The sequence below is a fragment of the Terasakiella brassicae genome, from assembly GCF_014641495.1.
GTDB classification, from domain to species: domain Bacteria; phylum Pseudomonadota; class Alphaproteobacteria; order Rhodospirillales; family Terasakiellaceae; genus Terasakiella; species Terasakiella brassicae.
The window spans coordinates 90260-114635 of sequence record NZ_BMHV01000003.1; the positions used below are offsets into that span (position 1 = coordinate 90260).

At 49.1% G+C, this 24376-nt stretch carries 21 protein-coding genes and 1 riboswitch; of the genes, 15 read left to right on the top strand and 6 right to left on the bottom strand.

All coding sequences use genetic code 11. The features are described from left to right. The first annotated feature begins 4 nt into the window (after positions 1 to 4). A complete protein-coding gene (locus IEW74_RS02790; RefSeq protein ID WP_188661247.1) occupies positions 5 to 1255 on the top strand; it encodes a methyl-accepting chemotaxis protein in 1251 nt (416 codons plus the stop codon). Positions 1256 to 1317: 62 nt separating this feature from the next. Continuing rightward, a complete protein-coding gene (locus IEW74_RS02795; protein ID WP_188661250.1) occupies positions 1318 to 4122 on the top strand; it encodes an FAD-binding and (Fe-S)-binding domain-containing protein in 2805 nt (934 codons plus the stop codon). On the opposite strand, the gene fdhD is transcribed toward IEW74_RS02795, so the two are convergent. Then, a complete protein-coding gene (gene fdhD, locus IEW74_RS02800; RefSeq protein ID WP_188661253.1) occupies positions 4119 to 4934 on the bottom strand; it encodes a formate dehydrogenase accessory sulfurtransferase FdhD in 816 nt (271 codons plus the stop codon). The two genes, IEW74_RS02795 and fdhD, sit on opposite strands and share 4 nt — an antisense overlap. A gap of 250 nt (positions 4935 to 5184) precedes the next feature. Further along, a riboswitch (glycine riboswitch) is annotated at positions 5185 to 5274 on the top strand. A gap of 148 nt (positions 5275 to 5422) precedes the next feature. Here fdhD and IEW74_RS02805 point away from each other — a divergent pair. The 8 genes from IEW74_RS02805 to IEW74_RS02840 all read left to right on the top strand — a co-directional run bounded on the left by IEW74_RS02805 (position 5423) and on the right by IEW74_RS02840 (position 15746). Next, positions 5423 to 6874: an L-serine ammonia-lyase gene (locus tag IEW74_RS02805; protein WP_444545761.1), complete on the top strand. Its 1452-nt coding sequence runs from the start codon at positions 5423 to 5425 to the stop codon at positions 6872 to 6874. Positions 6875 to 6896: 22 nt separating this feature from the next. Next, positions 6897 to 8174: a serine hydroxymethyltransferase gene (gene glyA / locus IEW74_RS02810; RefSeq protein ID WP_188661256.1), complete on the top strand. Its 1278-nt coding sequence runs from the start codon at positions 6897 to 6899 to the stop codon at positions 8172 to 8174. 90 nt (positions 8175 to 8264) lie between these two features. After that, positions 8265 to 9365: a glycine cleavage system aminomethyltransferase GcvT gene (gcvT, locus tag IEW74_RS02815; RefSeq protein WP_188661259.1), complete on the top strand. Its 1101-nt coding sequence runs from the start codon at positions 8265 to 8267 to the stop codon at positions 9363 to 9365. A 16-nt stretch (positions 9366 to 9381) separates the two neighbouring features. Continuing rightward, entirely contained in the window at positions 9382 to 9747 is a 366-nt protein-coding gene (gene gcvH, locus IEW74_RS02820; RefSeq protein ID WP_188661262.1) for a glycine cleavage system protein GcvH, read from the top strand. A 26-nt stretch (positions 9748 to 9773) separates the two neighbouring features. After that, the gene (gcvP, locus tag IEW74_RS02825) at positions 9774 to 12632 is read left to right on the top strand and encodes an aminomethyl-transferring glycine dehydrogenase (protein ID WP_188661275.1); all 2859 of its coding nucleotides are present in this window, start codon (positions 9774 to 9776) and stop codon (positions 12630 to 12632) included. A 270-nt stretch (positions 12633 to 12902) separates the two neighbouring features. After that, complete coding sequence (locus IEW74_RS02830) at positions 12903 to 14261, top strand: alanine/glycine:cation symporter family protein (protein WP_188661278.1); 1359 nt, start codon at positions 12903 to 12905, stop codon at positions 14259 to 14261. A 97-nt stretch (positions 14262 to 14358) separates the two neighbouring features. Continuing rightward, a complete protein-coding gene (locus tag IEW74_RS02835; protein ID WP_188661281.1) occupies positions 14359 to 15369 on the top strand; it encodes a type I glyceraldehyde-3-phosphate dehydrogenase in 1011 nt (336 codons plus the stop codon). A gap of 176 nt (positions 15370 to 15545) precedes the next feature. Further along, positions 15546 to 15746 carry a hypothetical protein gene (locus IEW74_RS02840; RefSeq protein ID WP_188661284.1) on the top strand — a complete coding sequence of 67 codons (201 nt, stop codon included), beginning with the start codon at positions 15546 to 15548 and terminating at the stop codon, positions 15744 to 15746. Positions 15747 to 15882: 136 nt separating this feature from the next. Here IEW74_RS02840 and IEW74_RS02845 read toward each other — a convergent pair whose 3' ends face one another. After that, positions 15883 to 16800, bottom strand: coding sequence for a metal ABC transporter solute-binding protein, Zn/Mn family (locus IEW74_RS02845; RefSeq protein WP_188661298.1), 918 nt, complete (start codon positions 16798 to 16800; stop codon positions 15883 to 15885). A gap of 164 nt (positions 16801 to 16964) precedes the next feature. Between IEW74_RS02845 and IEW74_RS02850 the strand changes: the two genes are divergently transcribed. Together IEW74_RS02850 and IEW74_RS02855 are read left to right on the top strand one after the other, a co-directional pair. Next, the gene (locus IEW74_RS02850; RefSeq protein ID WP_188661300.1) at positions 16965 to 17486 is read left to right on the top strand and encodes a hypothetical protein; all 522 of its coding nucleotides are present in this window, start codon (positions 16965 to 16967) and stop codon (positions 17484 to 17486) included. A gap of 14 nt (positions 17487 to 17500) precedes the next feature. After that, positions 17501 to 17701, top strand: a complete 201-nt coding sequence (locus IEW74_RS02855; protein WP_188661304.1) for a hypothetical protein — start codon at positions 17501 to 17503, stop codon at positions 17699 to 17701. Here the strand turns inward: IEW74_RS02855 and IEW74_RS02860 are convergent. Next, positions 17698 to 18072 (bottom strand): hypothetical protein, encoded by a 375-nt coding sequence (locus IEW74_RS02860; RefSeq protein ID WP_188661307.1) that lies wholly within the window; start codon positions 18070 to 18072, stop codon positions 17698 to 17700. The two genes, IEW74_RS02855 and IEW74_RS02860, sit on opposite strands and share 4 nt — an antisense overlap. 538 nt (positions 18073 to 18610) lie before the next feature. On the opposite strand from IEW74_RS02860, the gene IEW74_RS02865 reads away from it, so the two are divergent. From IEW74_RS02865 to IEW74_RS02875, 3 genes are all read left to right on the top strand, one after another. Further along, a complete protein-coding gene (locus IEW74_RS02865; RefSeq protein ID WP_188661310.1) occupies positions 18611 to 18949 on the top strand; it encodes a P-II family nitrogen regulator in 339 nt (112 codons plus the stop codon). A gap of 64 nt (positions 18950 to 19013) precedes the next feature. After that, positions 19014 to 20435: a type I glutamate--ammonia ligase gene (gene glnA, locus IEW74_RS02870; protein ID WP_188661313.1), complete on the top strand. Its 1422-nt coding sequence runs from the start codon at positions 19014 to 19016 to the stop codon at positions 20433 to 20435. A 208-nt stretch (positions 20436 to 20643) separates the two neighbouring features. Next, on the top strand, positions 20644 to 21921 hold the full coding sequence (locus IEW74_RS02875) for an L-cysteine desulfidase family protein (protein ID WP_188661316.1): 1278 nt from the start codon (positions 20644 to 20646) through the stop codon (positions 21919 to 21921). Positions 21922 to 21967: 46 nt separating this feature from the next. Here the strand turns inward: IEW74_RS02875 and IEW74_RS02880 are convergent, their stop codons facing one another. From IEW74_RS02880 to IEW74_RS02890, 3 genes are read right to left on the bottom strand one after another with little or no spacing between them, the layout of a single operon-like run. Further along, entirely contained in the window at positions 21968 to 22660 is a 693-nt protein-coding gene (locus IEW74_RS02880) for a phage tail protein (protein ID WP_188661320.1), read from the bottom strand. Positions 22661 to 22685: 25 nt separating this feature from the next. Further along, positions 22686 to 23393 (bottom strand): phage tail protein, encoded by a 708-nt coding sequence (locus IEW74_RS02885; RefSeq protein WP_188661323.1) that lies wholly within the window; start codon positions 23391 to 23393, stop codon positions 22686 to 22688. Positions 23394 to 23445: 52 nt separating this feature from the next. Then, positions 23446 to 24135, bottom strand: a complete 690-nt coding sequence (locus IEW74_RS02890) for a phage tail protein (RefSeq protein ID WP_188661326.1) — start codon at positions 24133 to 24135, stop codon at positions 23446 to 23448. Positions 24136 to 24376: the final 241 nt, after the last annotated feature.

Sequence of the window (24376 nt, forward strand, 5' to 3'; positions counted from 1 at the left end):
GGTAATGGATCATAAGACGTTAGACGATATTCAGGACAACAGTGCGCTTGTTGAACTGGATGTGGCTTATGCCCAAAGTGTCTGTGATATGATTGCTGATCAAACCGATTGCGTCATTTCGTTTATGGGGGAGGGGGGTGTGATTGTCGCGTCCTCCATCCATGAACGCATAGGCCATATCCATGACATTGCCGTACGTATTATGCAGGGTGAAATGGATGTCTATGATGTCAGCAAGGAAGAAGCCGCAAAGTCCAGCGGGATGCGCGAAGGCCGTAATATGGCTTTGGATGTGGAAGGCAAACGTGTTTGCAATATCGGGGTTGGCGGACCGTTGGAACGTGCACGTGCTTACGCCGCTATTGTGCATTTATCCATTAGCACCATGCTGGAGGCTCAATCGCTTGAACGTCGTCATAAGGACGAACTGGCGAAAATGCTGGAAGAACGCATGTATAGCAGTCTGGATGCGATGCGGGGCTCGGTACGGCGTCTGGATCAATTGTGTCGTGAAATGGGTGAACGTATGACCCATACGGTTTCCACGGGGCAAAATGTTGCCAAATCCAGTCTGGATACGCAGCATAATGTAGAGATGGTATCAGCCGCTACCACCGAGTTGAGCGCATCTGTCAGCGAAGTAACGCGACAGCTGGAAGAGGTGGCGAGTGCCGTCAGTGCCATGCATGGTTTGTCCAGCGATACCCGTACGGACATCAACGAATTGGAAACGGCCGCCGGGCAAATTGGTCAGTTTGTGCAGGTGATTGCCGGTATTTCCAATCAAACCAACCTGCTGGCTTTAAACGCAACCATTGAAGCCGCGCGCGCAGGGGATGCGGGCAAAGGATTTGCTGTGGTGGCAAGCGAGGTTAAAAGTCTGGCCAATGAAACCCGCAAAGCCACCATAGAAATTGCCGAACAGGTCAGTCGTATCCAACAACAGACCGGACGGTCGGTACATTCCATTGCCCGGATTGTGCGCTCTATTGATGATATACGTGAAATTGTTGGCGCTGTGGGGGAGGCGGCTGGCCAGCAGGCACAAGCCACCAATGAAATTGCGCAGAATGCCACGCAGGCCGCCGGGGCAACGGCCGACATTTCAAAAGATATCGAAGATGTTATCGGACTGGCGCAGGCAACCGAGGAACGCGTGCAAACCGTAGCCCAGACCGTGCACTCCCTGCGCGGCGATACGCGCACATTGGGTGAAGATATGAAACAGGTCATTCTGTCGTTGCGCACGGCTTAGGATTTGTCAAAACTTAAAAAATATACGAAACATTTTGCCTGAGATAAAAGAAAGCCAAGAACATGTTGCAGTCTCCTTACCGTGATCTTCATGCAAGTTTGAAACAAACATTTCCTGCAAGCCAATTGATAACGGACCCGTTGCGCACATTGGCCTATGGCACGGATGCGAGCTTTTACCGCCTTGTCCCGAAAATCGTTGTCGTGGTGGAAAGTGAAGATCAGGTACAGGAGTTGCTGGCACAATGTAAGGCCTTTAATACGCCGGTGACGTTTCGTGCCGCCGGGACCAGCCTGTCGGGTCAAGCGGTCAGTGACAGTGTTCTGGGCCTGTTGGGGGACAATTGGGACGGATTTAAATTATCCGATGATCAAAGCCGTGTCAGCCTGCAACCCGGTGTGATCGGGGGGCAGGCCAATGCCAAGCTGGCCCCGTTTGGTAAAAAAATCGGCCCCGATCCCGCCTCGATCAATGCCGCGAAAATCGGGGGGATTGCGGCGAACAATGCGTCTGGCATGTGTTGCGGAACGGCGCAAAACAGCTATCGTACCTTGTCGTCCATGCGGGTGATTTTGCATGATGGCACTTTATTGGATACGGGGGATCAAACCTCGGTCAATCTGTTTCGCCAAAGCCATAGTGCCCTGTTAAATGGATTGCGCCAACTGCGCGATGATGTGCAGGCCGACCCGGTGTTGGCAGAACGGATTGCCAAGAAATTCAAGATTAAAAATACAACGGGTTACAGCCTGAATGCCTTGGTCGATTATGACGATCCGATTGATATCTTACAGCATTTGATGATTGGATCAGAAGGCACCTTGGGCTTTATAGCTGAAATTACTTATGAAACCTGTGTGGAACATGCCCATAAAGCATCCGCAATGGTTTATTTTGAAACCTGTGAAATTGCCGCGAAGGCCGTTCAACTGTTGAAAAATGCCCCGGTTGCGGCCGTGGAACTGGTGGACCGACCGGGCTTGCGATCTGTGCAGGATAAAGAAGGCATGCCCGCTTTCCTAAAAGACTTGCCCGATGATGCCACCGCCTTGTTGATTGAGGTTCGCGGCGAAGATGAAACGGAACTGCAAGACAAGATCGTTCAGGCGACACAATCGTTTGCTCATATTGAAACGGTCCATCCGGTTGAATTTTCCGATGACCCCAATGTGTGTGCGCGTTATTGGGGGATCCGCAAAGGATTGTTCCCCTTGGTCGGGGCCATGCGTGAAACCGGCACCACGGTCATTATTGAAGATGTCGCCTTTCCGATTGAACATCTGGCCGCCGGTGTGGTTGATCTGCATAAATTGTTCAAGCAATACCATTATGACGAAGCCATTATTTTCGGTCATGCCTTAGAAGGCAATTTGCATTTTGTTTTTACACAGGATTTCAATACGGAAAGTGAAGTCGAACGGTATGGCAAATTCATGGATGCCGTCTGTGAAATGGTGGTCCATAAATATGATGGTTCCCTAAAGGCTGAACATGGCACCGGGCGCAATATGGCCCCGTTTGTGGAAATGGAATGGGGCGTTGATGCCTTTGCCTTGATGCGCCGGATCAAGAACTTGTTTGACCCGGAAGAATTGCTCAATCCCGGTGTGATTATCAATGACGATAAAGATGTTCATCTGAAAAATCTGAAGCCGCTGCCCGCATCGGAAGAAATTGTCGATAAATGTATCGAATGCGGGTTTTGTGAACCAAAATGTCCGTCGCGCCATTTAACCTTAACGCCGCGTCAACGCATTGTCGGTTGGCGAGAAATTTCCAGACGGGATGCGGCGGGCGAAGACAGTACGGCTTTACGTGATCTGTATGTTTATCAGGGGATGGATACCTGTGCGGCCTGTGGGTTATGTGCAACGGCCTGTCCGGTCGGTATTGAAACGGGCAGTTTGATCAAGATGCTGCGTGGGCGCGAAGCGGGTAAGGGGTCCACCCGACTGGGACAATGGTTCGCCGATCATTATGGTGTTGCGATGAACGCGACTGCAATGGGATTAAAAGCTGCCGACCTTGCTCACGGGATTTTAGGGTCCAAGGTCATGCAGGGGATGACGGACGGGATGCGTAAAATCAGTGGGGATCGAATGCCACGCTGGACCCCATCCATGCCAAGCGGTATTTCATTTAAACCGGAACCGTCTGTGGAACAAGACGGTGATGTCGTGATCTATCTGCCCAGTTGTGCATCGCGCACCATGGGACCGGCGCGCAATGATGTTCAAAAAACACCTTTGCCCGTGGTGACGGAACGTTTGTTAAAACGTGCAGGTTTTCAGGTGCGTTATCCGGACGGTCTGAATGATCTATGTTGTGGGCAACCCTTTGACAGCAAGGGGTTGACTGATGTGGCAACCGGGAAGTCCAATGAACTGAGCGAGGCGTTATTTAAGGCGTCTGAGGGTGGGAAATATCCGATCGTGTTTGATACATCCCCTTGCAGCTTCCGCATGAAAGGCATGAATGGGGACAGTTTGAACTGTCTGGATATGACCGAATTTATGCACGATCAGGTATTGCCACGCCTTCATATCCAAAAACAAAATCGCAAAGTTGCCATTCATCCGACCTGTTCCACGCAAAAAATGGCACTGGATGTGAAAATGAAGGCGGTTGTCGAGGCATGCGTCAGCGAGGTTGTTATCCCGGAAGGGGTCGGCTGCTGTGGTTGGGCAGGCGACAAGGGGTTTACGACACCGGAATTGAACGCGCATGCTTTGCGTAAGCTCAACCGATCTTTGGACGGGATCAGTGAAGGCTATTCGACCAGTCGGACCTGTGAAATCGGCTTGTCTGAAAAAGCAGGTTTTCCTTATCGCTCCATCGTTTATTTGTTGGATGAATGTAGCCGTTAATCATCAAAGATGATGCGCTCTGTTGCGCACAGGGCGATAAATCGTTTGCCTTTGGCGCGACTGATCAGGCTTAAACCCGCCTTTTGGGCCAGTTCCAAGGCCCAATGGGTTGCCCCAGAACGCGAGATAAGAATAGGAATGCCCATTGAAACGGCCTTTATGACCATCTCGCTGGTCATGCGCCCCGTGGTGTAAATAACATAATCACCCCCGACCATATTGTGTTGGTACATATAGCCCGCGATCTTGTCCAACGCGTTGTGACGTCCCACATCTTCCATGTAAATCAAGGGAGTGGCGTTTTTACACAGAACGCAGGCGTGAATGGACCCGGCCTTTTGATAAAGGCTGGGTGTGGCCTTGATGGTGGCGAGTAAGGCGGCGATATCGCTTGTTTTTAAGTTGGCGTTTTGAGGAAGGTGAACATCATCCAGATTGTCCATGATGTCGCCAAAAACGGTTCCTTGGCCGCAACCGGATGTCAGGATTTTACGTTTCAGTTTTTCTTCATAATCGGTTGTGCGTTCGGTTCGCACAACGACGGTTTCTATTTCTGCATCATATTCGATCATTTCAATGATATCGTCATCATTGATCATATGTTGATTGACCAGATAACCAAGGCCCAAAAGTTCAGGATAATCACCAACCGTCATCAGGGTGACGATCTCCCGGTTATTGAGGAAAACACTTAAAGGTCGCTCATTCACTGTGAAAAGATCAATGGCGTTGCCTTGGGCATCGACACCTTTAATTTTTGTGGTCGTCAGGCCGTTTTCCGGGTCTGGTTTGATCAGGTACGGATCGTTCATGAAGATTGCGACTTCCCTTTAAATGCCCTTATTTGATAGGGTGATATTTTGTATTGGGCACTGCATAAGCGTAAAATATTTTCGGTATAAAATATCAAAGCGCCCCATAAGAAATAACAGAAAACCGACTGTTCGCATTGCAATAAATATCAAGGGGTGAAAAAAGGCTTTGACAACTCCTTCATAAGTCACCTACCGTAAGAGGGAAAGCGGGGTTTGGATTCCGTTTTCATACATATTCATTTCTCTTGAAATTCCTGTGGGAGAGACAGCGGTAGAAGCTGTCGCCGAAGGAGCAACCGCCCCGGAAACTCTCAGGCAAACGTACTGCAGGAAGATGAGACTCTGGAGAGAGACCGGACACGATCCGGTCCACCGAAGGTCAACCCGATATCAGCCAAGTCTGGGCGGGGACTATCTCAGGTATCAAAGACAGAGGGGGCATCGTTCAATGAAACCGTATTTTACGGTTTGTTTTGGAGGTGCCTTTGTCGGACTCTATACAACAAAAAAAGACGGATGCGGAAGTTATCGCGGTGCGCACGCCCAAAGGGGCCATGCAGCATCTCAGCGCGATGGACTTGTTTACCATTGGGATCGGTCCCTCCAGTTCCCATACGGTTGGCCCCATGCGGGCAGGTTTTCGATTTTGTACGGAATTGAAAAACCGTGGTCTGATTGAAAAAATCAGCCGCGTTAAAATTGATCTCTTTGGCTCCCTCGCCCTTACTGGAAAAGGACACGGCACCGATACGGCCGTGTTGCTTGGTTTGTCCGGCGAACGCCCGCGCAGTATTGCTCCTGATCGTGTGCCCGATATTGTTTCAGCTATTCGTGACGAAAAAACCATGATGCTGGGGGGCAGTCAGTCTATTTCATTTGATGAAGAAAATGATCTGCTTTTTCATTTCAATGTATTCAAACCTGAACACCCCAATGCGATGGAAATCAAGGCATGGGATGAAACGGGAAAGGAACGTTACACACAGGAGTTCTTTTCTGTTGGGGGTGGATTTGTTCTGGACCGTGATGAATTTGAACACGCCGGGGAAAAAATAGAGGGACCGGACATTCCTTACCCGTTTTCCTCGGCCAAAGAATTGTTGGAGCACGGACAAAAACATAATCTGAGCATTGCGGACGTTATGTTTGCCAATGAAGTTGCCGCCCACGGGGAAGAGGCCATTAAAACGTTCTTAAAACGTGTACGCGATGCGATGATGGCCTGTATTGACCGGGGGTGCCAGACACAAGGGATTTTACCCGGTGGATTGAACGTTAAACGCCGCGCCTATAAACTTCATCAGGAATTATCAACACGTCCCGAAGCCGGGATGAAAGACCCGCTTACCGTTTTGGACTGGGTCAATTTATTTGCCTTGGCGGTGAATGAAGAAAATGCAGCCGGCGGGCGTGTTGTGACGGCCCCGACCAATGGGGCGGCTGGTGTCATCCCTGCGGTACTGGCGTATTACGAACGTTTCTGTCCCAGTGCCTGTGAAAAAGGCAGTCTGGATTTTCTCCTCACCGCAGCAGCGATTGGTTCGATTTATAAAAAACGGGCGTCGATCTCGGCCGCCGAAGTCGGCTGTCAGGGCGAAGTCGGTGTGGCTTGTTCGATGGCGGCCGGTGCCTTGTGCGCGGTGTTGGGTGGAACGAACGAACAAGTGGAAAATGCCGCCGAAATCGGTATGGAACACAATCTCGGCCTGACGTGCGACCCCATTGGCGGATTGGTTCAGGTACCCTGTATCGAACGCAATACAATGGGGGCGACCAAGGCGATCAATGCTTCACGCCTCGCGCTGCGCGGGGATGGGTCGCACATGGTGTCGCTGGACAAAGTGATTGAGACCATGCGCCAGACGGGCATGGATATGCAAAGCAAATATAAAGAGACCTCTCAGGGCGGTTTAGCCGTCAATCTGGTTGAGTGCTAAAGATTTAACAGGATTTTAAAACATGACGAACACAACTGAAAACTTCTTCCATCAAGACCTTGGCGAAACAGACCCGGCCTTGATGAGCGGCATTCAAAACGAGATGAAACGCCAAGCCGAAGGGATTGAACTGATTGCTTCTGAAAACATTGTGTCCAAGGCAGTGTTGCAGGCGCAAGGCTCGGTTCTGACCAATAAATATGCCGAAGGATATGCGGGACGGCGTTATTACGGTGGCTGCGAATTTATGGATGTGGCGGAAACGCTGGCAATTGAGCGGGCAAAAGACCTGTTTAACGTTGGCTTCGTCAACGTGCAGCCCCATTCCGGTGCACAAGCCAACGGGGCCGTGTTGCTGGCATTGTTACAACCCGGTGATACGATCTTGGGCATGTCATTGGATGCGGGTGGGCATTTAACGCATGGCGCACGTCCGACCTTGTCGGGGAAATGGTTTAATGCCGTGCAATATGGCGTGGACCGGGAAACGTCCCAAATTGATTATGAAGCGTTGGAAGCTCAAGCCATTGAATGCCAACCCAAACTTATTATTGCAGGCGGGTCGGCTTATCCACGCTTTATCGATTTTGCCCGTTTTCGTGACATTGCCGATAAGGTCGGGGCTTACCTGATGGTGGATATGGCCCATATCGCCGGACTGGTCGCGGGTGGTGTACATCCATCCCCGATTGAACATGCCCATGTGGTGACAACAACAACGCATAAAACCCTGCGTGGTCCGCGCGGTGGCATGATTTTGACCAACGACGAAGCCTTGGCAAAGAAATTTAATTCTGCTGTCTTTCCGGGGATGCAGGGCGGACCATTGATGCATGTGATCGCGGCTAAAGCTGCGGCCTTTGGTGAAGCCTTGCAACCGAGCTTCAAAGAATATGCGCAAAATGTTGTGGATAACGCCAAGGCATTGGCGGCTGTACTGATGGAACGCGGGGTGGATATCGTTTCCGGTGGGACAGATACCCATCTGATGCTGGTTGACCTGCGCCCCAAAAACGTGACGGGCAAGGTGGTTGATGCGGCACTGGAACGCGCGGGCATCACCTGTAATAAAAATGGTATCCCGTTTGACCCTCAACCGCCTGCAATTTCATCGGGTATTCGATTGGGTACACCGGCGGGTACCACACGCGGGTTCGGGATCGAAGAATTCAAAAAAATCGGTCATCTGATTTGTGATGTCATTGACGGCATTGCTGAACATGGTGAAGACAACACCGAAATCGAAGCGGCAGTGCGTGAACAAGTCGTCGATCTTTGTCGTCGTTTTCCGTTGTATTAAGGCAGGGCGCAAACCATGACGACATTCTACAAGGTCGTCGTTCCGGCGGTTCATGCCTGAACAGATTTTAAAATAAGGAAGAAACACTCCATGTCTGCATCTAACATAAAAAAGACTCCCCTTTATGACCTGCATATGGAACTCGGTGCCAAAATGGTCGAGTTTGCCGGCTGGTCCATGCCGATTAATTATCCAATGGGGATTATGGGGGAACATCATCATTGCCGAAACAAAGCGGCGTTGTTTGATGTTTCCCATATGGCACAAGTCATCGTGCGCGGTGAAAACCGGGCCAAGGCGTTTGAGGCACTGGTGCCCAGCAATATTGACGGTTTGCCGGTGGGGAAAGCGCGTTATACCTTCTTCACCAACGATGAAGGCGGCATCATGGATGATCTGATCGTTTCCAATGCGGGCGATTATTTATTCGTGGTGGTGAATGCGGCGATGCGGGACCAAGATATTCCCCATATGAAAAACAATCTGACGGGATGTGAGGTCATTGAAATTACCGATCATGCCTTGCTTGCCATTCAAGGGCCTGCGGCTGAAAGTGTCGTTGCCAAACATGCACCCGCAGCGGCTGATTTGAAATTCATGGAAACGATGGAAGTCGATTTCCTTGGGACGACATGCCGTATTTCCCGATTGGGTTATACGGGCGAAGATGGATATGAAATTTCCATCCCGCAAGGTGAGGCTACGCGAATTGCGAAGATTTTGCTGGAAGATGAAAACCTCGCCCCGGTTGGTTTGGGCGCACGGGATTCTCTGCGGTTGGAAGCCGGGCTTTGTCTGTACGGCAACGATATTGATGCCACCACATCCCCTGTGGAAGCGCAATTGAATTGGGCCATGCAGAAACGTCGCCGTGAAGAAGGTGGCTTCCCCGGTGCAGACCGTATTTTGAAAGAACTGGCAGAAGGTCCCACCCGTAAACTGGTCGGCATTCAACCCTTGGGCCGCGCGCCCGCCCGTCAGGGTGTCGAGGTTGTTTCTATGGATGGAACGTCGATCGGGCAGGTCACCAGTGGTGGGTTTGGTCCGACCTTTGAAGGCCCGGTTGCGCTTGGTTATGTCGCATCAGAATTTGCGGCCCCTGATACCGATGTTCAACTTTCTGTTCGCGGCAAACTTTTGCCTGCAAAAATCGTTAAAACCCCATTTGTTCAACAGAACTACAAACGCTAAGTAAAAGGAACGCGTAATGTCCAAATATTTTTCCGAAGACCATGAATGGATTGTCGTTGACGGCGATGTCGCCACTGTCGGTATCACCGAACATGCCGCCCAGCAACTTGGTGATATTGTGTTCGTTGAACTGAAAGAAGTCGGCGATACCTTTGATCAAAATGATGAAATCGGTGTGATTGAAAGTGTCAAAGCCGCCAGTGAAATTTATGCCCCTGTGGGCGGAGAAGTTGTTGAAGCCAACGACGATTTGACCGATAACCCAAGTCTGCTGAATGCAAACCCGGAAGGCGATGCGTGGCTTTATAAAATCAAGATTGCGGATGCATCACAGTTGGATGCATTGATGGATCAAGATGCTTATCAGGCGTTGATTGCCTAATTTTTTGGATTGGAAAGGATCTATAGATGACCTTTAAACCGACAACATACCAACCGTATGATTTTGCCAATCGCCGTCATATCGGCCCGTCTCCCAAAGAGATGGAAAAAATGCTGGAGGTGATCGGGACAGATAGCCTCGATAGCCTGATTGATGAAACGGTCCCGAGTGATATTCGCCAACAGGACGCACTTGATTGGGGGGATGCGTTGTCTGAGCGCGATACCCTGTTCCACCTGCGCCGTGTTGCCAAAAAGAACAAGGTTCTGACTTCACTAATCGGACAGGGCTATTACGGCACCATGACACCGCCAGTGATTTTGCGCAATATTCTGGAAAACCCGGCATGGTACACCGCCTATACACCTTATCAGCCGGAAATCAGCCAAGGCCGTCTGGAAGCCTTGTTGAACTATCAGACAATGGTGGCGGACCTGACCGGGTTGGATATTGCCAATGCCTCTTTACTGGACGAAGCAACGGCTGCGGCTGAAGCCATGACAATGGCGCAGCGGGCCTCTAAATCCAAGGCCACAAAGTTTTTTATTGATGAAAACTGCCATCCGCAAAATATTGCCGTGATGAAAACACGGGCCGAGCCTATCGGGATTGAAATTGTTGTCGGTAACCCTGATACGGACCTGAAAGCTGATGACGTTTTTGGTGCGGTCTTCCAGTATCCGGGGACTTATGGCGATGTGCGGGATTTCACAGCGATTATCGAAAACCTGCATGAATTTAAGGCGTTGGCCGTTATGATTGCGGACCCGCTGGCCTTGGCTGTTTTGAAAGCACCGGGCGAGATGGGGGCAGATATTGCTGTCGGATCCACACAGCGTTTCGGCGTACCGATGGGTTTTGGTGGCCCGCACGCGGCTTATATGGCGACACGTGATGCCTATAAACGGTCCATGCCGGGCCGTATTATCGGTGTGTCCATCGACAGTCGCGGCAATAAGGCCTATCGTCTTGCCCTGCAAACACGCGAACAACATATCCGCCGTGAAAAGGCAACGTCCAACGTCTGTACGGCGCAAGCCTTGTTGGCGGTTATGGCGTCCATGTATGCCGTGTTCCACGGTCCGGACGGGATCAAGGCTATTGCCCAGATCATTCATCAACATGCGGTTCGTTTGGCGGTCGGTCTTGAAAAACTCGGCTTCAAAGTCTCCCCGGATGTGTTCTTTGACACCATCACGGTTGAAGTCGGTTCCATGCAGGGTGTGATCCTGAATGCTGGCGTTGCCAACGGGATCAACCTGCGCAAAATCGGCAATGACCGTATCGGGATCAGTGTGGATGAACAAACCCGCCCTGAAACGATCGAGGCGATCTGGACCTCGTTCGGTGGTAACGATATGAAGGATGATCCGACGATTGCCCTTGATTATCGTCTGCCCAGCGATGTTGCGCGTACATCAGAATATCTGACCCACCCGATTTTCCACATGAACCGGGCAGAGTCTGAAATGACACGTTATATCCGCAAGCTGGCGGACCGTGATTTGGCGCTGGATCGGGCCATGATCCCGCTTGGGTCCTGTACCATGAAGCTGAACGCCACAATGGAAATGATTCCGATTACATGGCCTGAATTTGGTGATATCCACCCGTTCGCCCCGCGCGATCAGGTTGATGGTTATTATGAAATGATCGATGATTTATCGGATAAATTATGCCAGATCACCGGTTATGATGCGATTTCCATGCAGCCGAACTCCGGTGCGCAAGGGGAATATGCGGGTCTGATTACCATTCGTAATTATCACAATGCACAAGGCAATAGTCATCGCAATGTGTGTTTGATCCCAACATCAGCGCATGGGACGAACCCGGCAACGGCGCAAATGGTCGGTTATAAGGTCGTTGTGGTGAAATCGGCAGAAAACGGCGATATTGATGTTGCCGATTTCCGTGAAAAGGCGGAAAAACATGCTGAAAATCTGGCGGCCTGCATGATTACCTATCCGTCCACACATGGTGTGTTTGAAGAAACCGTGCGTGAAGTGTGCGACATTACGCATCAACACGGTGGTCAGGTCTATATCGACGGGGCCAATATGAATGCGATGGTCGGTCTGGTCCAGCCGGGTAAAATCGGTGGGGACGTGTCGCACCTGAACCTGCATAAAACATTCTGCATCCCCCACGGTGGTGGCGGTCCCGGCATGGGGCCGATCGGGGTACGCGAACACCTTAAAGCTTACCTGCCGGGACATCCTGAATTGAACGAGGCTGTCGGTCCGGTATCGGCGGCCCCGTTTGGGTCGCCTTCTATCCTGCCGATTTCCTGGGCTTATTGTCTGGCAATGGGCGGGGAAGGACTGACACAGGCCACAAAGGTTGCCATCCTGAACGCCAACTATATCGCCAAACGTCTGGAAGGCGCGTTTGAGGTTCTTTATACCTCCAAATCCGGTCGTGTGGCCCATGAATGTATCCTTGATACCCGCCCGTTGAAAGACAGTGCAGGGGTAACGGTGGACGATGTTGCCAAACGTTTGATCGATTGTGGCTTCCATGCCCCGACGATGAGCTGGCCGGTTGCCGGAACCCTGATGGTCGAACCCACAGAAAGTGAAACCAAGGCAGAATTGGATCGTTTCTGTGATGCCATGTTAGCCATCCGGGCCGAAGCACAGGATATCGAAGACGGCAAGATCGACGGTGAAAACAACCCGCTGAAGAATGCACCACATACGGTGGAGGATCTTGTTGGTGAATGGGATCGTCCGTATAGCCGCGAACAGGCCTGTTATCCGCCGGGGGCGTTCCGTGTCGATAAATATTGGGCACCGGTAAACCGGGTGGATAATTCCTACGGGGATCGCAATCTGGTTTGTTCCTGCCCGCCGTTGGAAGATTATGCCGATGCGGCTGAATAATAAATAAAAATCACGAAAGAGATGACCGCCTGAACGAAAATTCCCCTACAGCCGTTCAGGTGGGCGTGGTCGAAGAAAAGCAAGTGCCGTAACCTTTGTTTTTCAAGACCTTTGGGGATCCTCTCTCCCTTGCCTTTTTTTCGGTGTCGGGAGAGAGGCGCCTTTTAAAAATATAATAAAATTACAATTTTTTTCCGGGCGAACAAAATCTAGTCATAAAGCCCCAATAAAAACAAAAACGTTTCATATACAGAGAGAGGACTTTTAATAATGGAAACAATAACTTCCATAATAAGTGATGTTAATGGAATTGTTTGGGGTTGGCCGATGCTGATCCTGATTTTAGGTGTTGGCCTGTTTATGAGTATCGGTTTGAAATTGATGCCGATCTTGAAGTTGGGAACAGGTTTTAAGTTGTTGGCTGGCGGTGTGCGTGCACGCAGCGGCGAAGAACAGGACGGCGAAGTACCACCCTATCAGGCATTGATGACAGCCTTGGCGGCGACCGTTGGGACCGGGAATATTGCCGGTGTGGCAACGGCTGTCTTTCTTGGTGGGCCGGGTGCTTTGTTCTGGATGTGGATGACCGCCCTTGTCGGCATGGCAACCAAATATTCAGAAGCCGTTCTGGCGGTGAATTTTCGTGAAGTTGACGAAGACGGCAACCATGTCGGTGGCCCGATGTACTACATCAAAAACGGTATGGGCAAAAAATGGGCGTGGTTAGGCACCCTGTTTGCCTTGTTTGGTGCCGTGGCAGGTTTTGGCATCGGTAACGGTGTGCAATCCAATTCAATTGCACAAGTGATTGAAACGAATTTCTCCATTCCGCCGCTGATCTCCGGCTTTATCGTGATGATTTTGGTGGGGGCTGTTCTGATCGGTGGGATCAAACGGATCGGTTCCGTTGCGGGGGCCTTGGTTCCATTTATGGCGCTAGCCTATATTCTGGTAGGATTGGTTGTGCTGTTTATCAATGCCGATCAATTGGGACATGCGTTTGGCCTGATCTTTGAAAGTGCCTTTACAGGACATGCGGCTGAAGGTGGATTTGCCGGTGCGGCTGTTTGGGCGGCGGTCCGTTTTGGTGTGGCACGCGGTGTCTTTTCCAACGAAGCTGGCCTGGGGTCCGCCCCGATTGCACATGCATCTGCACAAACAAAAGACCCGGTTCGCCAAGGTTTGATTGCCATGCTCGGTACCTTCATTGATACGATCATTGTTTGTACGATTACCGGTCTGGTGATTGTGACGTCCGGTCTGTGGACATCGGGTGAATCCGGTGCGGCCCTGACATCGGCGGCCTTTGCCGCTGCATTGCCGGGGGCAGGGAACTATATCGTTGCCGTGTCATTGGCGGTCTTTGCCTTTACCACCATTTTGGGCTGGTCTTTGTATGGTGAACGTTGCGTGGAATATTTGTTTGGTGTGAAGTCCATTGTCCCTTACCGTATTGTTTGGGTTTTGGCTGTCCCCTTGGGGGCAACCGTCAGCCTTGATTTCATCTGGTTACTGGCAGATACACTGAATGCCATGATGGCCTTGCCGAACTTGATTGCGATTGCGGTTTTAAGTCCGGTTGTTTTCAAAATGACGCAAGCCTATTTTGAGCGTCACAAAAACGATTAAATAGCAGTGACTTGAAAATCCTTTTGGTTAGGGATTGAGAAAAAAGGCCCACTGACTATGATGTCGGTGGGTCTTTTGGGTTTAAGGAAACAGGAACATGTATCGTATTGCAATAAATGGCTATGGCCGGATTGGACAGGCTGTTTTGCGTGCCCTTTACGAAAGTAAAGACAAATGGGGCATGCAGGTTGTCGCCATTAATAGTCTGAGTGATATTGAGACCCTGACCTATATGACGCGTTACGATACGACCCACGGGCGTTTTCCGGTTTGTGTGGAACATCGCGATAGCAACTTGATCGTAGATGGCGATGTTATTCGTGTTTCAAATACCGAGGACCCGGCAGACCTGGATTGGCAGGATTTGGAAATCGACCTGATTTTGGAATGCAGTGGTACATTTGGTGATCTTGCACAGGCGCAACGCTATCTTGATGCTGGGGCGAAACGATTGCTGTTTTCCCAACCGGCCTTGCCCGAAGTCGAAGCCACGGTTGTTTACGGGGTGAATGATGAGGTTCTGAATAACACACAACGTATCGTTTCTGCCGCCTCCTGCACAACAAACTGTATCGTTCCGGTTTTGAAGGCGCTGGATCAAAAATGGGGGGTTGAAAATGGGATGACGACCACCATTCATTCCGCGATGAATGACCAACCGATTATTGATAGTTCTAACGCGCGTAACTTGCGCCTCAGCCGGGGCGGGTTGCAATCCATTATTCCAATCGATACCTCACTTGCGCGCGGTATTGAAAGAATGCTCCCGCATTTGCAAGGGAAATTCGATTGCCTGCATATCCGTGTGCCGACACAGAACGTTTCCGTTCTGGATGTGTCCTTGAACATGAAAAATGACGTGAGTGTCGAAGAGGTGAATGACTTGTTCGCGGACTTAAGCCGGGGAACTTTATCGCATATTCTGGGGTATACGGAAGAACCGCATGCATCGGTCGATTTCAATCATTCGCCTTTGTCATGTGTGGTGGACGGTTCACAGACCAAAGTAAATTCCAAGCGGATGCTCAAGCTGTTTTGCTGGTTTGACAATGAGTGGGGATTTGCAAACAGGATGCTTGATGTGTCCCGCCATTGGTTGAACCTTTGAGGTTGGAAAATAGGTAGATATTTCCGCATAAGGGCGGTGATTTTTTCCGCTGTTTTAATCTGTATGCAAGAACACTTTACAAGTTTTGTTTATTAACAAAGAGTTAATATTTTTTACTGCGTTGGTATGGTTCTTGAATTGTCATAATCAGGAAAGTTACGACAGGGAACCTTGCCATGACGGATAAGACGATGACAGAGGGGGCTTCCTCTATGCCACAAGCGGAGACAACAAAACGAATTGTGATTTGTGACAAGCGATCGTTGATTGCACAAAATTGGGAAAAGCATATCTTCCCCAAACCGGATTATTTCAAAACATCGCGTCATACGCAGAAGGGGAATAACCGATCCATTACGATGAATTTGGCTGAGTGACTTTCGCCTCGGTTGACCAGCCTCAAGTACACGGAAAAAGAAAACGGCGAAAATGACCATATGAGCATTAATAAATACCTTCTTGCCTTTATGGCCCTTATCGCCGCAACAGAATTAATCTACGTTGGGTATCTTGCTATTCGGGCTTTTTTCTTTTAGTCGGTTCGACGTATGTTGCGCCGATATTTTTGAAACAGTTGGCAATGGTATCGAAGTTATATTGCATCATTTCTTGATACAAATTCGGACCGGCCTTAAAGCTTAAGCCATAGGATTTCAAGGTTGCGACTTTTGTATCGGACCCATCCAGTGCAAATGATAGATTTTTGTCGGTCAATCCTTCTTCTGTGAAGAAACAAACCGGTCCCATATCGTTTAATTTTGTGCGCAAAGTCAACATGTTGGCCATGTCTGCTTCGTGACCGGCCTTTGGGGCAAGAATGTCACGGACTTTAAACGCATAGGATTGTTCGAAATATTGCTGGGTATCATGGTAAAGCCACGATTGCCCGGCGGCAATGGCGCGAAAACCAAATTCAAATTGACGATCCAGGGCGGCAATCTCACGTTTTACAGTTGTGCGGTTTTCGCCATATTGCTTTTCATGTGCAGGGTCGACCTTCACCAGATTTTCATAGAGGGCATCAATCATTACCTCTGCATTTCGGACATCCAGCCATATATAAGGATCGCGTTGCGTATCATCGTTTCGAAGGGGCAAAACCTTGAAGTCGGAATAAGACAGCATTTCAAAGGTATTTTTGCTGTTGCTTAACGTTGAGCTGAGAGATGCTTCCAGTTCCGGTCCCATCCAGACGACAAGATCGGCTTTTTTTAATTTTTGCAGGTCGGCTTCACTTGGCGTGTAATTTAAAGGTACTTTATCTTCGATCAACAAGATGGGTGTGCCAACGTCTTTCATCAGGCTAGAAAGCAACGAATGAATGGGTTTGATGGTTGCGATAACGTCTGTTTTTTGAGCAGCATATACCGTGGAGGTGGAGAGAGCACCGACAAGTGCGGTTGCGATAACGAGAGACTTGCGCCAGAACATCTTAATTTTCCTTCATGTAAACGTTGCCTCACCTTGCAGCAGTCTTATGCGTATGGCATTGACTTACATCAGTCTGGAATATTTTTTCACGGCCAAATATATGACCATGGGTTTGCCACATTTTGCGATTAGACAAACCTAAACGCGTCTGAATATAGGATGAAATGATGAAGAAACAGGTCTTTTGCCTTGCTGCGGCAGGTTGTCTTTTAGCGACAGTTGCCCATGCTGATCCGGCTTATGATAAAAAACTTGGTGAATATATGGTCCATCTTCAGGAAATGCAGGCCGAAGCCATTCGTATGGAAGGGATGGTTGCGCAGTTCGATAAGACTTCACAAGCTTGTCTGGATGAATTGCAAGCGGGAAAACCGGCAAAAATCTGTGTTGTCATGCAAAAAGACAAAATGGATTTTGAATATGAACATAAAAAGTTTCGCAGCTATAACCGTATCCGCAAAGTCCCGAAATTTGAGAGGGCGTTACAAGATATGATGCAGATGGAAATGTTCAGGTTACCGAAAGAAGATGCCACCTATCTGTTCAAAACCCATATGGACGCGAAAGATAATCGTCAGCAACGTATTAGCGCCATTGGTGAACAGATTTACGGCGCGATTGACCGTTTCAATGCGATTTCGGATGAACGCCTAGATAAGATTAAAGAACTGAAGAAAAAGAAATAATTTATAAACGCGTTATGAACTATCAATCTTTCGGAAAAATTGCCATTCAGCCCGATAAAATAGAGGCCTTTGTAAAAGAGGCTGAAGCAAAGGGGCTGTGTGTACGCCATGTCAAAGGCAATATCTATGATTTTGGTATGCGTATGCCCAGCTTGCTGGACCCCGCTCAGTTGCGCAAATCCGCAGGGGTGATCGGGTTGAAATACAGCGTTTAAAAGGGCAAATCTTTTATGGCACCAAGGGCGCTGTTGACATCATTGTGTTGCGACAGGTCTACGCTAAAGACGATATCCGGCAACGGGCCAAGGTTTGAAAGAAAATCCTGCGTATCCAAATCGTGTTCTTGCAGATATTCAAACTGTGCCTGTGACATCTTAAAGGGCCGACAGCATAGTGTGAACATCGGTTCGCTTTGAAACATATAGGTTGTCGTTATCAACGTTTGAAATGTTTTTTGGGCCGGGGCAACGTTTAATCCGTAGTCGCCTGTGTTACCTGTATTGTCAAACCAGCCGAACAAATATAAATCCACGATTTCACCATCTTGACTGGGCAAATTGTTGAATTTGTCTATATGAGTCATCATCTTGCTTCCGCCTAAGAGTTAGGCACCTGTTTGATGCCCCATGACTTTTTAAGCGTTCCAGTATGCTTATGCAATAATTGAGTTGTCTTCTTGAGCGTGCGAGTCGTTGGACCTATTTAGAAATTCCCTAAAAGCGTGGATTTGATGTCGGGAATATAGTTTTTATATATCAATGAGTTAATCATAATGCGCATGGTTTTTATTTTTTCGTTTCTGATCGACTGCAATCCAGATTACGATGTGGGACAAAGTCGAAACGAGATTGGAAAAAGACATATTCGGGGTATGGTTTTTAAATCATGCGGTGATTAAAAAATAATCAATAGGCTAAATTTTAAGCTTAATAATTGTTCAAAAATAAGGCACCCGATGTGAGGAGAGGACGTAAAAGTGCGAAATCTCTGGTTTTTCTCCGGTTTTTAAAGTTGGCATGATCTATGCTTTATATGTTTGCGACAGAAGTGCAGGTGTGACACCGCAAATGCATTTCATTTGGGAAGTTAGAGTTTACTGTAAGACATAAAAGAGGCGTCTGCTGATGAAAAAAATCGAAGCCATTATCAAGCCGTTTAAACTGGATGAAGTGAAAGAAGCACTCCATGAAGTCGGACTGCAAGGCATCACGGTAATCGAGGCAAAAGGCTTCGGTCGTCAGAAAGGTCACACAGAACTGTATCGTGGCGCAGAATATGTCGTTGACTTTTTGCCGAAGGTAAAAATCGAACTCGTCATTGACGATGCTATGGTGGAGGGCGCCGTTGAAGCCATCCAGCAGGCCGCACACACCGGTCGCATCGGGGATGGCAAAATCTTTATTTCCACTGTTGAAGAAGCTATCCGTATCCGTACCGGGGAAACCGGGCCGGAAGCCGTTTAAGCCTTCGTTTGGAATATCTAAATCTTTTTTTTCACAACCAAGTAAGTAAGGGAAGGGAAGCATTATGCCCTTGGATTGCAAAACTCCTGAAGATATCTTCAAAGTCTGTAAAGAAAACGAAATCGACTATATCGACCTGCGTTTCACAGACCCGCGCGGCAAATGGCAGCACTTGACCATGTGTGCGGACGTACTGTCTGAAAGCGATTTCGAAGATGGTATCATGTTCGACGGTTCTTCCATCGAAGGCTGGAAGGAAATCAACGAGTCAGACATGTCTTTGATCCCTGACCCGACCTCTGCCATTATCGACCCGTTCTCTGCACAGCCGTGCCTGATCGTAAACTGCGACATTTACGAGCCGTCTACAGGTACGCCTTACAACCGTGACCCGCGTTCTATCGCGAAAAAAGCCGTTGCTTACATGGAATCTGCTGGGATCGGTGATACGGCTTATTTCGGTGCAGAGCCGGAATTCTTCGTATTTGATGATGTGCGTTATTCCAACGAAATGCACGACACTGGCTTCAAAATCGACTCTGATGAAGGGCCGTGGGTAACGGGTAAAGAATTCGACGAAGGCAATACAGGCCACCGTCCGGGCGTTAAAGGCGGTTATTTCCCGGTACCGCCGGTTGACTCTGCACAAGACCTGCGTGCAGAAATGGTCACAATCGCGAAGGAAATGGGCCTTCCGATGGACAAGCACCACCACGAAGTTGCACCGTCTCAGCACGAATTGGGCATGATGTTCGGTAAACTGATCGAAACAGCCGACAACGTACAAACTTACAAATACGTTGTTCACATGGTTGCGCACAGCTTCGGTAAAACGGCAACATTCATGCCGAAACCGATCGCGGGTGACAACGGTTCCGGTATGCACACACACCAGTCTATCTGGAAAGATGGCAAGCCGTTGTTTGCGGGTAATGGTTATGCAGACCTGTCCGACATGTGCCTGTACTACATCGGTGGTATCATCAAACATGCGAAATCTTTGAACGCCTTCACCAACCCGTCTACAAACTCTTACAAGCGTTTGATCCCGGGTTTCGAAGCACCGGTTCTGTTGGCATACTCTGCCCGTAACCGTTCTGCATCTTGCCGTATCCCGTTCGCACCGAGCCCGAAAGGCAAGCGTGTTGAAATCCGTTTCCCGGATGCGACTGCGAACCCGTATCTGGCCTTCACTGCCATGATGATGGCTGGCCTTGACGGTATCCAGAACAAAATCCACCCGGGTGAAGCAATGGATAAAAACCTCTATGATCTGCCGGCTGAAGAATTGGCTGAAGTGCCGACAGTTGCAGGTTCCTTGCGCGAAGCACTGGAAGCTCTGGATGCAGACCGCGAATACCTGAAAAAAGGCGGCGTCATGGACGACGACATGATCGACGGCTACCTCGATCTCAAGTGGGAAGAAGTCTATAACTTCGAACACGCCCCGCACCCGATCGAATTCAAAATGTATTATTCTTCTTAAGATTACGTACATTCGATTAGAAAAACCCGTCAGCTTTTGGTTGGCGGGTTTTTTCATGTTAGGCAAGAATTAAATCTATTAAATATAATATAGTTAGAAAATTTTTCTAACTATATTATATTTAATAGAAATAAAGCAAAGTTTTACCCGGTTGATCGCGCTATCTTTGAAAGAGATCAAATGACGACTTTTCAAGAAAGCATGCTCCATGAAATCCAGTGATAGTCTTTACCTTCAATATTTGCAAATCTTGCAAGAAGAACTGATCCCGGCGATGGGATGTACAGAACCGATTGCCATTGCGTTTGGTGCAGCCAAAGCATGCGCGGTTTTGGGGGAGTTCGCACAAAAGGTTGATCTGCAGGTCACGGCGAACTTGATCAAAAATTCCAAGAGCGTGGTTGTGCCGAATACGGGCGGGCTTAAGGGGATTGTGGCTGCAACGGCTGCCGGGATTGTCGCCGGGGATGCGGATGAAGGGTTACAGGTTTTAAGTTGTGTGGACTCCAGTCGATACAACGATATTCAGGACTATCTGGACAGTGGCAAGATTAATGTCATGCTCTTGGACAGTGAACATACCTTCGACATGATTGTTACGGTTTACGGGGTGAAGTCCAAGGCAACGGTGCAGATTTCGCGTTATCATACCAACATCGTTTTGATTACCAAAGATGACGAAATCTTATTTAAACAAGATTTATCCGATGTATCTGCTGATGCAAACCATACAGATCGTGGCTGCTTAAGTATTCAATCCATTCTTGATTTTGCACAAGCTGTTGAGATTGCGGATATTCAAGACCTGCTGGAACAGCAAATCACCTATAACAGTCAAATCGCTGATGAAGGTTTAAAAGGGGAGTGGGGAGCCAATATCGGTGCCACCTTGATGCAGGTCTGGGGGGAGGATGTTAAAACACGGGCAAAAGCGCGGGCTTCTGCCGGATCTGATGCCCGCATGAGCGGATGCGAGTTACCGGTGATGATTGTGACAGGCAGTGGCAATCAAGGCATAACAGTCTCGGTTCCGGTGATTGAATATGCCAAAGAATTAGGCGTGAGCCATGACACATTATTACGGGCCTTGGTCGTTTCCAATCTGGTTGCCGTCCATTTGAAATCGGGAATTGGCTGGCTGTCGGCTTATTGCGGTGTGGTGAGTGCCGGGGCGGCAGCCGCAGCCGGAATCGCCTGGTTGCATGAGGCAGATCACGAGGTGATCAATCAGACATTGATCAACAGCTTGGGGTCTGTGTCAGGGATTATATGTGACGGTGCGAAACCGGCTTGCGCGTCTAAAATTGCAGCATCGGTCGAGGCTGGGATCCTTGGTTTTCATATGGCGAAACAAGGCCGCCATTTTAAGGACGGCGAAGGCATTGTGAAGGGCGACATAGAAAGCACAATCGCCAACGTTGCCAAACTGGGGCGTGACGGTATGCGTGAAACGGATAAAGTTATTATTGATATGATGCTGGATTAAAAAAAGAAAAGCCCTGCCGTTTGATCTGGCAGGGCTTAAAACGTACTTAGTATGGACGAGGCGGGTAGATCCCTTTCATTTTGATGCAATATTGCGCCGAAGTTTGCGGGTCAATCACGCTGATAGGGGTGGGAGGTGCTGATCCCGCATTGGCAATTTGCACAACACTGCCTGTCGATGGGGGGACTGTTGCCCCACCTAACATAACCGGTGAGCCCTGTTGTCCGTTAGAGATATATCCGTTGACAGGGGGCGTTGCCAACATATCACCGTTGGACGGAATTTCTTTTAGGGCTGCATTTTTCGAGGCCTTTACGCTAAATCCGCCGGATGTATCCGGTGTGAATGTTGCGCCGTGATTATGTTCGGCAAGTTGACTGACTGTAAGTGTAACGGTTTCCTGACCGTAAAGCTGACCTTGTTGGATGTCTAAGCTACCGCCGATACCAACCGGGGTTCTGCTGCGCAAATCCGGTAAGGCAAAGGTTGCCGGTGCACTGCCGCCATACATATTGCCGAGTAAGGAATACAGGGCCTGATTACTGGAGATGGCCAAGACTTTCCCATCGGCAGGTACGAAATCTTTCGGGCAAAAATTGCCAGACGTTACGCATACGCTGCCCAGATAGGCATCATCACTGCAGGCCAGTGCCGTTTCACTGCCCAATGTCAAGGTGAGGATGCTGCCGCCCAAAAAAGCAGCCGTTTGAATGGATTTATATAAGTTCAGTTTTTTCATAATCTTCTTCCAAATCTTTGAGCGGTTAAGTGCGTGGCGGATATATACCATCGTAAGCGATGCAGTAGCGCATGCCGAGTTGCGGCGGCGAAATGGGGATGGCACCATCACCACCCGTGTCAGATATCTCAATCGGTTGTTCTGGCGGGAGGTCTGAAATATAGCCACCGCTGATGTTGACGGTGGGATCCGCATTTCCTGCGGCGATAAAGCTTTTGCTTTGTGTGCCATTAAGGTTGGAAACCGCCATGTAATCCCCAGGGGCAGGGATTTTTTTGGTTCCATCTTCGGTGGAGACCTGTAACCCGGGACCACTTGCACCAAACGGTGCATAGGTGGCTGTATGCGTATGTGTGGGCATGGAGGATTCTGTCATATAGACATGGGTTGAGCCGAATATCATGCCTTGATCGACGGCTACTAATCCGGGAGGGGAGCCTTCGGAACGCAAGACGCGGCCTTCGGTGGCAGGCAGGCCAAAGTTTGTACGCAAGTCGCCGCCATACGTATCGCCAAGCAAAGAAAAAAGTGCTTGTTGTTGAGAGATCTGTACGTATTGGACAGGGCCAAGGGTGAAATATTGAGTCGGGCAGAAGGAAGCCGCCGTCATGCAGATGCTGCCGATATAGGGATCGGGTTCACAATCGGCGTAGGCTGCGGTGGTCAGATGTGTACTTGCGAGCAGGCCTGCCACAGCAAGACCAAAAGGTTTTATGATATTTTTGGAAAACATTGAAGTGATCCTTTTAAAAAAATGATCAGATGGGAAAAGCGCAGGAATGCGTTTACGTACGTGGGGGATAGAGACCCTCGGTCACAACGCAGTAACGTATGACAATACTGGGCGTATTAACCCCTATTCGCATACCGTCACCCGCGTTATCAAGAGTGACAGTCCCGCCAGTTGATGACGTGGTATTGGATGCGACAACTTTGACCGTTGTGCCCTTGTCGGCCGGTGCAATGTATGAACTTTGCTGTATAAGACCTTGTTTTCTTATGGCAATCCAGTCATGGGTCGCAGGGGTTGCATGGCTTGCGTTGTTGGCAGAGACCGCAAAGGCTGTTTGAGGTGCCGCATCGAATGTACTTGTATGGGTGTGGGACGGCAGATTTGCGGAGGTCAGGGTAATGAATTGTTGTCCGTTTTTCAGCCCCCGTGGGGTTGGGGTTAAGCCGGGGCCGGTCCCAACGCCGACAATGGTGCGCGCACGTAAATCCGGCAAGCCGAAAGAGGTGCGTCCATCCCCGCCATAGGCGATACCGACAACTGAATATAGGGCCTCAAAGTCAGAAATCGCCAACAGTTGTCCGTTTGCTTCCACCGTATTGCGCGGGCAAAACTGCGCCCCGGTGGCAAAAATGGTGCCGATATAAGAGTTGGGTGAAGCCGCATGAACTGGGGCGGTGCTTATCAATCCCGACATGAACGAAATTGTGATCGCGGCGATAGAGGCCGCCTTCTTGAATTTCATCTTACCCTCCTAAGTGGTGTAATATTAAAGAAGTTTTTAAAATAAACTTATCCTAAAATGGTATTTCTTTTTAAGAAACAATCAAACATATTTTTTATCTAATCCCATTTATTCTAAAAAATGTATAATACACCTGAATTTATTGTGAAAATATAAATTTCACTTTTCTCAAGATCGATTGACAATCGCGGGATAATGATCTTATACATAAAGTTGTACGTCTTCCGCTTTGTCGGATCAT

What these genes read in the sequence shown, in the direction of transcription:
- IEW74_RS02830 (WP_188661278.1), top strand. Translation starts at nt 12,903, where the DNA reads ATGGAAACAATAACTTCCATAATAAGTGATGTTAATGGAATTGTTTGG.
- gcvP (WP_188661275.1), top strand. Translation starts at nt 9,774, where the DNA reads ATGACCTTTAAACCGACAACATACCAACCGTATGATTTTGCCAATCGC.
- IEW74_RS02855 (WP_188661304.1), top strand. Translation starts at nt 17,501, where the DNA reads ATGAACTATCAATCTTTCGGAAAAATTGCCATTCAGCCCGATAAAATA.
- glnA (WP_188661313.1), top strand. Translation starts at nt 19,014, where the DNA reads ATGCCCTTGGATTGCAAAACTCCTGAAGATATCTTCAAAGTCTGTAAA.
- IEW74_RS02840 (WP_188661284.1), top strand. Translation starts at nt 15,546, where the DNA reads ATGACGGATAAGACGATGACAGAGGGGGCTTCCTCTATGCCACAAGCG.
- glyA (WP_188661256.1), top strand. Translation starts at nt 6,897, where the DNA reads ATGACGAACACAACTGAAAACTTCTTCCATCAAGACCTTGGCGAAACA.
- IEW74_RS02875 (WP_188661316.1), top strand. Translation starts at nt 20,644, where the DNA reads ATGAAATCCAGTGATAGTCTTTACCTTCAATATTTGCAAATCTTGCAA.
- IEW74_RS02835 (WP_188661281.1), top strand. Translation starts at nt 14,359, where the DNA reads ATGTATCGTATTGCAATAAATGGCTATGGCCGGATTGGACAGGCTGTT.
- IEW74_RS02850 (WP_188661300.1), top strand. Translation starts at nt 16,965, where the DNA reads ATGATGAAGAAACAGGTCTTTTGCCTTGCTGCGGCAGGTTGTCTTTTA.
- gcvT (WP_188661259.1), top strand. Translation starts at nt 8,265, where the DNA reads ATGTCTGCATCTAACATAAAAAAGACTCCCCTTTATGACCTGCATATG.
- IEW74_RS02880 (WP_188661320.1), bottom strand. Translation starts at nt 22,660, where the DNA reads ATGAAAAAACTGAACTTATATAAATCCATTCAAACGGCTGCTTTTTTG.
- IEW74_RS02795 (WP_188661250.1), top strand. Translation starts at nt 1,318, where the DNA reads ATGTTGCAGTCTCCTTACCGTGATCTTCATGCAAGTTTGAAACAAACA.
- IEW74_RS02865 (WP_188661310.1), top strand. Translation starts at nt 18,611, where the DNA reads ATGAAAAAAATCGAAGCCATTATCAAGCCGTTTAAACTGGATGAAGTG.
- IEW74_RS02885 (WP_188661323.1), bottom strand. Translation starts at nt 23,393, where the DNA reads ATGTTTTCCAAAAATATCATAAAACCTTTTGGTCTTGCTGTGGCAGGC.
- fdhD (WP_188661253.1), bottom strand. Translation starts at nt 4,934, where the DNA reads ATGAACGATCCGTACCTGATCAAACCAGACCCGGAAAACGGCCTGACG.
- IEW74_RS02890 (WP_188661326.1), bottom strand. Translation starts at nt 24,135, where the DNA reads ATGAAATTCAAGAAGGCGGCCTCTATCGCCGCGATCACAATTTCGTTC.
- IEW74_RS02845 (WP_188661298.1), bottom strand. Translation starts at nt 16,800, where the DNA reads ATGTTCTGGCGCAAGTCTCTCGTTATCGCAACCGCACTTGTCGGTGCT.
- IEW74_RS02860 (WP_188661307.1), bottom strand. Translation starts at nt 18,072, where the DNA reads ATGATGACTCATATAGACAAATTCAACAATTTGCCCAGTCAAGATGGT.
- IEW74_RS02790 (WP_188661247.1), top strand. Translation starts at nt 5, where the DNA reads ATGGATCATAAGACGTTAGACGATATTCAGGACAACAGTGCGCTTGTT.
- gcvH (WP_188661262.1), top strand. Translation starts at nt 9,382, where the DNA reads ATGTCCAAATATTTTTCCGAAGACCATGAATGGATTGTCGTTGACGGC.